Source organism: Butyrivibrio sp., assembly GCF_024699075.1.
This window is the reverse complement of record NZ_JAILQF010000250.1, coordinates 1-8,227: the sequence shown is the minus strand read 5'-3', so window position 1 is coordinate 8,227 and position 8,227 is coordinate 1. Positions and strand designations below refer to the sequence as shown.

8 protein-coding genes and 1 pseudogene are annotated in these 8,227 nt (G+C 41.0%); 4 read left to right on the top strand and 5 right to left on the bottom strand.

The features are described from left to right. Window positions 1-469, top strand: a 469-nt coding sequence (locus tag K6G87_RS10265; protein ID WP_296836653.1) for a DUF4143 domain-containing protein, incomplete at its 5' end; no start/stop codon positions are given. Between the two features lie 62 nt (window positions 470-531). Here the strand turns inward: K6G87_RS10265 and K6G87_RS10260 are convergent. From K6G87_RS10260 to K6G87_RS10245, 4 genes are all read right to left on the bottom strand, one after another. After that, window positions 532-2,442, bottom strand: a complete 1,911-nt coding sequence (locus K6G87_RS10260; RefSeq protein ID WP_296836650.1) for an endonuclease MutS2 — start codon at window positions 2,440-2,442, stop codon at window positions 532-534. Between the two features lie 12 nt (window positions 2,443-2,454). Continuing rightward, window positions 2,455-3,267, bottom strand: coding sequence for a GNAT family N-acetyltransferase (locus K6G87_RS10255; protein WP_296836648.1), 813 nt, complete (start codon window positions 3,265-3,267; stop codon window positions 2,455-2,457). Window positions 3,268-3,730: 463 nt separating this feature from the next. Continuing rightward, entirely contained in the window at window positions 3,731-4,525 is a 795-nt protein-coding gene (locus tag K6G87_RS10250; protein ID WP_296836646.1) for a hypothetical protein, read from the bottom strand. Beyond that, window positions 4,518-5,021, bottom strand: a complete 504-nt coding sequence (locus K6G87_RS10245; protein ID WP_296836644.1) for an RNA polymerase sigma factor — start codon at window positions 5,019-5,021, stop codon at window positions 4,518-4,520. Before K6G87_RS10245 ends, K6G87_RS10250 begins: the two co-directional genes overlap by 8 nt. A gap of 167 nt (window positions 5,022-5,188) precedes the next feature. On the opposite strand from K6G87_RS10245, the gene K6G87_RS10240 reads away from it, so the two are divergent. From K6G87_RS10240 to K6G87_RS10230, 3 genes are read left to right on the top strand one after another with little or no spacing between them, the layout of a single operon-like run. Then, on the top strand, window positions 5,189-5,749 hold the full coding sequence (locus tag K6G87_RS10240) for an RNA polymerase sigma factor (protein ID WP_296836643.1): 561 nt from the start codon (window positions 5,189-5,191) through the stop codon (window positions 5,747-5,749). After that, entirely contained in the window at window positions 5,746-6,387 is a 642-nt protein-coding gene (locus K6G87_RS10235) for a hypothetical protein (RefSeq protein WP_296836641.1), read from the top strand. Before K6G87_RS10240 ends, K6G87_RS10235 begins: the two co-directional genes overlap by 4 nt. Before the next feature lie 16 nt (window positions 6,388-6,403). Further along, on the top strand, window positions 6,404-7,717 hold the full coding sequence (locus K6G87_RS10230; RefSeq protein WP_296836639.1) for a serpin family protein: 1,314 nt from the start codon (window positions 6,404-6,406) through the stop codon (window positions 7,715-7,717). A gap of 192 nt (window positions 7,718-7,909) precedes the next feature. On the opposite strand, the pseudogene tuf reads toward K6G87_RS10230, so the two are convergent. Further along, a pseudogene (tuf, locus tag K6G87_RS10225) lies at window positions 7,910-8,227 on the bottom strand (elongation factor Tu); the annotation flags it as partial.

Sequence of the window (8,227 nt, the reverse complement as noted above, 5' to 3'; positions counted from 1 at the left end):
GAGAAAGCCTCTTAAATCCAGCGAAAAGCAAAGTCTCTTCAAACTATATTTGTCTGACGTCGGAATGCTTACATCTATTTATGGAATGGATACCAAGCGTATGCTTATAAGCAAAAATCCCAACATGAATGCCGGCGGGATATTTGAAAATGCTGTTGCTCAGGAACTGCGAAGTAAAGGATTTTCACTATACTATTACAATTCCAACAGATTGGGAGAATTAGATTTTGTAATTGAGTACAAAGGCAGCATCTACCCAATAGAGGTAAAAAGTGGTAAGGATTACACCGTTCATTCTGCAATCAGCAATTGCGTTGCTAATCACCAATATGAGATGCAGGAAGCTTTTGTCTTTGCTGACTGCAATATTAAGCATGATAAAAAAATTACATATCTTCCAATCTACATGGTTATGTTTCTTGAAAAGGACCAGAGTGAAGATTTTATCGTAGATGAAGTATTATTCTAATATTTCCAAAGATAAAAACCACCAATCCTGAGCAATCAGGCATGGTGGTTTTTATCGCTCTGTCATTCTTTTTCTTTATAAACAAGAACTTTATCAGTAAGTTTACGGCTCATCTCGTGTCTGGCCTTTCGCTGCTCAACTGTATCAAAGACAATTGAAAAATCATAATCCTCCGGATAAAGCTGATCAGCTTTTACATGAAGTTTTACCCTCTTATGATTGATATAGATCTTTTTGTTTGGAAGCTGTACACGCAGGATTCCCTTACTATTTATGGGTTCACATACAATTCCAATCTTTTTATCCGGATAGATCATCACGCTGTCGCCGATGCTGAATTTCTGCTCAAGTTCTGCAGTGGAATGTATCTTCTTATTCTTAATGATCCTGCTGCCTTTGTTTCTTTTTGCGCTTTTCTTTTTGCCTGAAAATGCATATTCTTTAGCAGCCTCTTTTCCATAGGCAGCTTCAGCTGCTACAGCCAACATTTCGCTTGGCATTCCAAGTCTTTCAGCAATATAAAAGGCGCAGCTATCTCCTGCTTCTCCGATGATCATCTCATAGGTGGGACGGAGAGTCTCTCTGTCAAAAGCCATCCTTGCATTCACAATGTGTTCCGTCTTAGCTGCATATTCCTTGATCTCAGGATAATGGGTTGTTACAAGGAAATTGGCATTGCTTTTCCTAAGCTCTTCAAGTATCGCTACTGCAATTCCCATGCCCTCTGCAGGGTCTGTACCTGACCCAAGTTCATCCATGATAACAAGACTGTCGTGATTCACCTCATTTAGGATAGCAAGAACATTTTTAATATGTGCCGAGAAGGTTGATAGGTTCTCTGACAGATTCTGACCATCACCAATATCAGATAAGTAACTACTGTTCATACAGATGTCAGCTTCCTTACAGGCAACGTGAAGTCCGCACTGAGCCATATAGCAGCTTAGCATGACTGTCTTAATACTAACCGTCTTTCCACCGGTATTAGGGCCTGTAATCACTATTCCTCGAATTCCTTCTTCTCCAAGTGAAAAATCAAGTGGAACGTTTATCTCTTTATCCATCAGTGGATGCCTTGCCTTCACAAGCTTAATACGTCTATCAAGGTTTATGGAAGGCTCTGTGCAATCCAGGTCTATACTGAGCTTTCCCTTGGAAAAAATGTAGTCCAGCTTTTCCATCATCTTGACATTTTCTTCCATGATTGCAGCATAAGATGACACCATTGCTGTAAGAGTATAAAGTATCCTATAAACTTCATTTTCCTCGTCAATACGCAGAAGTTCCAGATCTTCATAGCACTTCGCAAGTCCCTCAGGCTCTACAAAAAGAGTACTGCCGGTAGATGACTTATCGATCACGCTTCCCGGAATTTTAAATTTATACTCCTTCTTTATAGGAACGCAGACTCTTCCATTTCTAACTGTATGATATGAATCTGCCATGTAATCCTTATTTTTCCTAATGATCTGATCAGCCTTAAGCTTCATGGTCTCTTCCATGGATACTATCTGGTTCCTGAGATCATAAAGCTCTTTGGATGCTCTGTCATCTACTTCTTCATTCCTGATCTGACTTGATATCTCATCCTTTAGATCCAGAAGAGGATTTAAGTTTTCATCATAGTAAGATAGAGCGTTTTCATACTGTTTACCCTGAGCCAGGTAATCCATCATTCTTTCTACAGCAACAAGTACTCTTTCTACTCTTTCAAGCTGATAAGGAGTTAGACAACTTCCCGTCTCAGCTATGGTCAGTATCTCCCGTATCTCAGTAACATTCTGGAGCGGAGGATTCCCGAGTTTTTCAATTAATTCGCGGCTGTCTGTAGTATCCTGAAGTGCTTTCCTTAACTCTCTTTCGCTTAGGATGATATCAGCCTTTTTAATCTGCTCTTTTGCATAATCTGTGCTAGCTAGCTCTGACCATATATCTTTAACTCTATTATATTCAATTTGTGATTCTGTATTCATCTATCTCTCCAATCATTCAAGCAAATTTTTAAACACCTTAGTAATCTGAGACTCTCCCTTATGATTCCACATAAACTGCACATCGCTTCCGGCTTCTGGTTTTCCTCCCAGGTTCTCAGACAGCTTTGCAGGTATCAAAAGCTCCCAATAGCGAACCATATAGGTGTCATCTTCTACTGCTTCAACAACTCCAAGGTGCTGTTCAAAAATCTGCATAAAACCTTCCTGTACTTTAACTACGCGGTATTTAGGAAACTCTTCATTGATCTTTGCAAGTCTTTCTTTGTCTTCAAGCTTTTCAAAGTCCTTGCTCTCAATGAGTTTTCCTTTGATATTTGAAAAGTCATTATTAAGTGGAAGAACCATTAATGCGTCAAAGCTGTTACCCTGTTCATCAGTAATTCCATACTTTGATCCGCGCTCAAATCCAAAGCGTGAATAATAATATGGCTCGCCCATTAAAGCTATTCCCGCTAAGCCTGCCTCTTTTGCAAGCTTTATTGTTTCGCGCATAAGTGCTCCGCCAATATCATTACCTTCCATGGTGGGCTCTACCGCCAGTGGTCCAAAGGTGACTATGTCATGCGCCACATCACCGTCCACTATCCAAGCCTTAGTGTAGTAAACAGCTCCGACTATGCGGCCATTATACTCAGCGATCCTGCTTATCTGTGGGATGTAATCCTTGGATTCTCTTATGATCCTTATAAGAAAGTGCTCATCAGCCGCAGGTCCATATTTGTTAAAAAAGCTGCGCATAGCCATTAGTTCTGTATTTTTGTAATCAGCAGGTTCTTCTGCTCTTATGATTAAGTTATCTAACATTCTTTTTTCCTCCATTTATGCTTATCATTCTAATTTGAACAATAAAAAACCATGACATCTTACGCCAAGATATCATGGTTCATAAAATCAAACATATCAAAAATAATCCACATAAAATGCGGCTTTTACCATAATATTATTAAGCGTAATCAAATAAGCCAGTAGATTTCACCACTAACTTACACATATTGATTCATTGAATCCTTATGCTCATTGCAATATCATGTAGCCGTATTGCAATGAATTATCTTACAACGCTTAACATAAATTTCCTCTTTTTATATTATGGTTAAACACATTTTATGTTCTAAGTCGAATATATTACCTGACAATATTTCTGTCAAGCATGGGGAAGACATATGTCCTTAATACAGCAATCACTTTTTAACACCCTCTAGATACTCAAATACTCTTTCAAAGAGAGCCACCCATTACAGGCAGCTCTCCTATAGAAGCTATGGTTTTATTTTCCTTCAGTTATAAGCTCTTCAGCCATATCGAACAGCTCATCAACAGTAAGAGTTGTATCGAAAGTCATGAGACAGTAGTGAACACCATTAACATCAAATATAAGGTTTGTAATCATCTGTGTTTCTTCCTGATCTGAACCATAGCTGATAAAGAAATGATCATCGTTTTCCATCCTGTCAAGGAGTTCCTGTGATACCTGTCCTTCCATGTTAGGCGGAAGGAAAAGATATTCATCCAGGCTGTATTTTACAGCAACATCTCCAACCATTCTTGTTTCCATTGAGGTGTCTTCATCATTCCTTATGGTGCTGACAGGCTCAATGTCCAGATAGATATCCGGTATTCCATCCTTAGCATATGTGATGTTTAGACCGGAAGCATCAGCCAGTTTGGACCCATCTTCACTATAATCTGACATATCAAATATTTCAGCGCTTCTGAAGGTGAAGCCGTTACTAAAACGCTCTACTGTAAGAACATCCATGTTTATATCAGTCTCGAGTTTTGACATATCCACATACGTTGTAGTTTTACTACCAATTCTGTTATGGCTTACAATGTTTGAAACTATTCCACTTGCTGCCAGCGCAGTACCTCCAACAAGTAATACGCATGCTGTAGCAACGATAGCTGCTGACTTTAGTCTGAAACTTGCCTTCATAATCATTCCTCCACTTTGTCTTGAATATTGTTCGCTTATATTGCGAAACATCTTTTCTTTTGTATGTCCTGAGAAATGGAGTTCATTCATGGAGTTGTTGTAGATTTCTTTTATCTGATCATTCATATGCTTCACCTTCCTTTGGAGAAAAACGAGAATCCTTTGATAACGCTTCTTTAAGTCTTCTTCTGCCTCTTGAGAGATAGTTTGCTACAACTGTTTCTCTTTTTCCAAGAATCTGAGCGATCTCTTTGATGGTATACCCTTCATAGTAAAAGAGATGGATGCTTATCCTGTAATTTACCGGGAGCTTCTTAAGCTCTTCTGTGAGTACAGATACCGGTTCCTCCGGTATAGCTCTTTCCGGCACCGCATCAAGTCCGATAGTCTTTCCGAAGAAAGCGCTCTTTCTCACGTCCTTGCAGGCATTGATTGTAGTCCTGATTATCCAGGCTTTCTCATGCTCACGGCTATCAAATCTTTGGTGGGAGGACAGGTATTTCAGTATTACATTCTGGCAGATATCCTCTGCATCAGTAGTCCTGCGTAGGTAGCTGTAGCTGATCCTAAGTATCATGTCAGCATATGTTTCCAATATCCGCCTTGCTTCTTTTTCCTCCATGACAAAACTCTCTTTCTGTATTTTTTAGAAGGCCTTCTAACTATAATACGATTTAGGACATTAAAACATATCACTCGGAAAAATATTTTTTCAAAAAATGTAACCATGCTATGATTAATGTCGCTATATAAGGTGAAGGCCTTAAAAAGAAAGAGAGGATCATCTTCATGGATGACTCACAGATTGTAGAGCTCTACTTATCAAGAGATGAATCAGCCATAACGCAGACATCTCAGAAATACGGAAGCAAGCTTAGAAGAATAGCCCGGAACGTGTTATCAGACACAGAAACTTCTGAGGAGTGCGAAAATGATGCATACCTCCGAACCTGGAATCTGATACCGCCTAACGAGCCCCGGACTTATCTTTTTTCATTTGTCGGAAAGATTGTCCGTCATCTTGCCATAGACAGGCTTCGTCATGAAGGCAGGCAAAAGAGATCTGCCCTGTACTGTGAGCTTACTGACGAAATACAGGAATGTATCCCGGGAAGATCTGATGTATCACAGGAATATGATGCAAAAGAGCTCTCTGAGTGGATAAACAGTTTTCTTGACTCATGCTCTGATGAGCAGCGGAACATTTTTGTCAGAAGATACTGGTACTTTGACTCCGTAACTGAGATATGTGAAAAATACTCTCTTCCTCAGAGCAAAGTAAAGACCACGCTTTTCAGGATGAGGGAAAAGCTTAAGAAACATCTCGCAGACGGAGGATTCACTGCATGAACGAACATGATTTATTAGATGCCATCGGTGGCATTGATCAGAAGTACATAAAAGACGCTGATAAGACAGTTTCTAAGCATAGCAAAACAGCACGTTTCCATAGTTACTATCTTGCAGCTGCAGGTCTTTTGCTCCTAGTTGTAGCTGGAATAGTAATCAGAAACAATCATGTGGCACCAGCCTATGAATCTGTTGATGAGACAGAAGAAGTTACGATGCTTGGAGCTGTTCCTGAAGAAACTGAAGAAGCCGCTCCAGAAAAAACTGAAGGTTCTCCTATGTTGGAAACCGGAACTACTGATGTATACGAGGAAACAGATGGCATTGAAGTCACAGAAGGCAGCGAGGCGGTCGCTACAGAAGAATCCCTAGCTACTGAATCTGCTGATTCCGACTATCCGGCAATGGTAATGTACGATGGAGCTGTTTACAAAGACTCCGGTGAAGAATTTATTGGGGAAGTTATAGAAGATAACCTCCTGCAGTTTTCATCCTACACTGATGGCGAACCTTCTGAAGATGGTCAGCAGAACTTTGACCGGTCATCGGAAACCAGATTCTTTGTGCTGAATGAAGATGCAATAGTTGTACTCATGGATCCGGACGAAGGAATCTGGAGAATATTTTTGAAGCAATAATCACAAGGGAGGAATTATGAAAAAGAAAATAATATCAGCTATACTATCATTATTAGTAGCCAACAGCGTCATTTCAGGATGTGGAAATACTGTAAAACCAGGCAATACGCAGGTAACTTCTCAGGAAGAAGAAAACTCTGTTTCTGACGAGAACACTGCTGATGCCACAAACACCCCCATATCAGATATTCCGGAGGCAGATATCAACATGGACTTTAACAGCTCACTCATAGACTTTATAGAAAAATACGGCTTTGCCGACAAGAACTACATGATATCCCCCACCTCGTTCAGAGCAGCTCTGGCGCTTGCAGTTTCAGGTGCAGATAATGAAACCAAAGATGAGCTCCTTAAGGCAATGGGCTTTAACTCCATGGATGAACTTATTTCATGGTACGAAGGTGTAACCGCCTCAGTGGATTCCTATAATAACTGGCTAAAGAATGCCCAGGATGAGTTTAATGAATACCGGGATTACTATGAAGATGATGCCCAGGCTCCGGATGGTGATTTTGACCTGGAAAATTCCATCTGGAGGAACACGAAGTCTAGTGGTAAGCTTTCAAAAAAGTATATAGAATACGTGAAAGAAACCTTTGGTGCAACCGCTGAGAATGTCTCTGAAAAAAAAATCACAGATACAGTAAATAGTTGGATCAATGAAAATACCAATGGACTTATCCCATCAATCAGCAACGACCTGTCCTATGCAGATCTTATCCTGGTAAACACTTTGTACCTCCGCACATCATGGGTAAATGACTTCTTTGAGCCCGCTACTCAGGAAGGTGATTTCAAGACACTTTCCGGAGAAAAAGCAAAAAAAGATTTCATGAGCCAGCAGGACAAATTCAGATATTATGAAGATAAAAATGGCAAGTTTGTTGTCCTTCCCATGAATGGCGGAATAAACGCTGTGTTTATCTTGGGAGAAGTAGACGATGTAATCAGCAAGATAGCCAATGCATCCATTGAAGAAGTCGCTGTAAAACTCCCGAAATTTGAATCCGAGACCACCCTGTCTGAGAACCAGCTCATCGATTTCTGTAGAGCCCGTGGTGCAGGACAGGCATTTACGCTAGATGCAGACTTCTCTCTCATGAGTGATGATATGAACCTTTTTATCTCTGACATAATACAGAAGACTAAAATCAAGGTCGATGAGAAAGGCATCGAAGCTGCCGCTGCTACCGCAGTCATAATGACCGAAGGCTGTGCACCGGAAGAGCCCGAAGTAAAAGAGTTCTTTGCTAATCAGCCGTTCAAGTACATGATTCTGACAGACAGTGATTCTCCGGAACTGCTCTTCTATGGACAGCTTGTTGAGTAAATATATTATCGCATGAAAAAAGGCTCCCGAGGAAATCCTCGGGAGGCTTTAATTATTATTTCGGTATTTGTATAAGGAAGTTCTGTTCGCTAAGCTCAATCATCGCTATCGCTCGATCTCGCAAATCTCACAGAACGACCTCGCACTAAGCTCGTCCTGCACAAAGCTTGGACTCGCTAAGTTGCTTTCGGCCTACTCGATGATAGAAGCAACCCTTCCTGAACCTACAGTACGTCCACCCTCACGGATAGCGAATGTAAGACCCTGCTCCATAGCGATGGGGTGGATGAGCTCGATGGTCATCTCTACGTTATCGCCGGGCATGCACATCTCAGTGCCTGCGGGAAGAGAAATAACTCCGGTAACGTCGGTTGTTCTGAAGTAGAACTGAGGACGATAGTTGTTGAAGAAAGGCGTATGACGGCCACCCTCGTCCTTGGTAAGTACGTAAACCTGAGCGGTGAACTTGGTGTGGCAGGTAACGCTGCCGGGCTTAGCGAGGACCTGTCC

Bases quoted from the DNA above. Each gene is read 5' to 3' on its own strand.
- K6G87_RS10240 (WP_296836643.1), top strand. From the start codon at position 5,189: ATGGATGACTCACAGATTGTAGAGCTCTACTTATCAAGAGATGAATCA.
- K6G87_RS10250 (WP_296836646.1), bottom strand. From the start codon at position 4,525: ATGAATGATCAGATAAAAGAAATCTACAACAACTCCATGAATGAACTC.
- K6G87_RS10230 (WP_296836639.1), top strand. From the start codon at position 6,404: ATGAAAAAGAAAATAATATCAGCTATACTATCATTATTAGTAGCCAAC.
- K6G87_RS10245 (WP_296836644.1), bottom strand. From the start codon at position 5,021: ATGGAGGAAAAAGAAGCAAGGCGGATATTGGAAACATATGCTGACATG.
- K6G87_RS10260 (WP_296836650.1), bottom strand. From the start codon at position 2,442: ATGAATACAGAATCACAAATTGAATATAATAGAGTTAAAGATATATGG.
- K6G87_RS10255 (WP_296836648.1), bottom strand. From the start codon at position 3,267: ATGTTAGATAACTTAATCATAAGAGCAGAAGAACCTGCTGATTACAAA.
- K6G87_RS10235 (WP_296836641.1), top strand. From the start codon at position 5,746: ATGAACGAACATGATTTATTAGATGCCATCGGTGGCATTGATCAGAAG.